The 1,459-nt window shown below is 65.3% G+C and carries 1 protein-coding gene; it reads right to left on the bottom strand.

Annotated features, from left to right (window positions below; genetic code table 11):
* A partial coding sequence (locus LIY36_RS27570) for a type VI secretion system Vgr family protein (RefSeq protein ID WP_226457853.1) occupies window positions 1-1,451 on the bottom strand: 1,451 nt, incomplete at its 3' end.
* Window positions 1,452-1,459 lie beyond the last annotated feature (8 nt).

Here is a 1,459-nt window from a genome sequence, read left to right on the forward strand (position 1 = left end):
GTGTCGTCCATGCGCAGTTTGTTATTGGCCGGTGTGCGTAGCACGTTGCGTTTGTAGTTGCGCAGGGTCACGTGGTCGACGTGCTGGCTGTCGTGCAGGGCGTGGGCGATGTAGGGGCGGTCCGGGTCGCCTTGTTCGAAGGCGATGGCCACTTCGGTGCCGGGGATCAGTGGCAGGTGCAGGCCGTGGGTGTCGCCTGCGTAGGGCCGGGCCAGGCGCAGCCACAGGCTTTCTTCGCCGGGTTTCCAGGTGTCACGGTCGAACAGGAAGTTGACGCGGTAGCGGCCTTCCATGTCGATGTGGCCGTAAGGGTCGTGGGCCTGGGGGCTGGTGACGCGGGCCGGGACGGTGCCGGCGATTTGCGGTTTGGCGTGCGGGGCCGGGCGAAAGCACAGGGTTTCTGAATAGGGGATCGCCTCGAAGGCGGCTTCGAAGCTGCGGTCGCGCGCGGCCTGGGTGGTCAGGCGGGTGATGACTGCACCGGTTTGGAACGCCTGGGGTGCGCCGCCGCTGATCCTGAGGACCTGGCCCGGCGCCAGGGTGGCGCTGCTGCTGAGGCCGCTCAGGCGGGTCTGCTGGTTCAGGTACTGCTCGTGGCGCAGGCGTGCGTAGAAGTAGCCGCTTTCGCATGGCAGGTCTTCGTCTTGATCGAGGCGGTTGCCGAGGACGCTGTAGGGTTCGGCGTAGTGGTAGGCATCGCCGTAGGCCCCGCCGCGGCTCTGCTCGATCCCGCCGTTCAGGTGGGCGCTGGCGTCGCGGTGGTGGTAGGCGCGTACGCTGACCTGTTGCTCGACGACCTGGTGGCTCGATTGCAACGCCCATACGCCGTCCTGCCCGCTGCTGCCGAGCCCGGATTGCGGGCGGTATGGCAGTTCGACGTCGAATTGGTAACCGCGCTGGCTATCGAAAAACTCGACGACCTCTAGGCGCAGGCGTTCGTCGCTGGTGAAGCGATACCAGATGCCCACTTCGGCGAGCAGCCGGCTGATGAAAGCCAGGTCGCTTTCGCCGTATTGCATGACCTGTTCGCGCCGGGGGTAGTCGCGCTTGAGGGTGAACAGGAAGTCCTGGCCTTCGAAAGCGTGGCGGCTGCGCAGGATGTGTTCGACGATCTCGGGCACGGATTGGTGCTGGTAGATACGCAACTGTCGGCCACGTTCAAGCAGGGCCAGACGCGGTTGCAGGGTGATTGCATAGGTGGCCTGGTCGTTGGAGCCGGATTGGCGGGCGAAGGTGGTGACGACGCCGTGCAGGGTGCGCAGGGGTTTGATCTTGGGGGGCGACAGGCTCAGCAGCGGCAGTTTTTGTGGCAGGGCGTGCAGGCTGAAACTGGCTTGATGGCCGAGGATGGAGTCGGCGGCGAGGTCGAGGTCGGGGCTGGTGAATTCGATGCGGTACTTGAACGGCTGGCTGAGCTGCTCTTCGCCTTCGAAGGCCAGCACATCAAGCATGGCACCGA

Source organism: Pseudomonas sp. AF03-9 (genome assembly GCF_020515815.1).
Lineage (GTDB): Bacteria > Pseudomonadota > Gammaproteobacteria > Pseudomonadales > Pseudomonadaceae > Aquipseudomonas.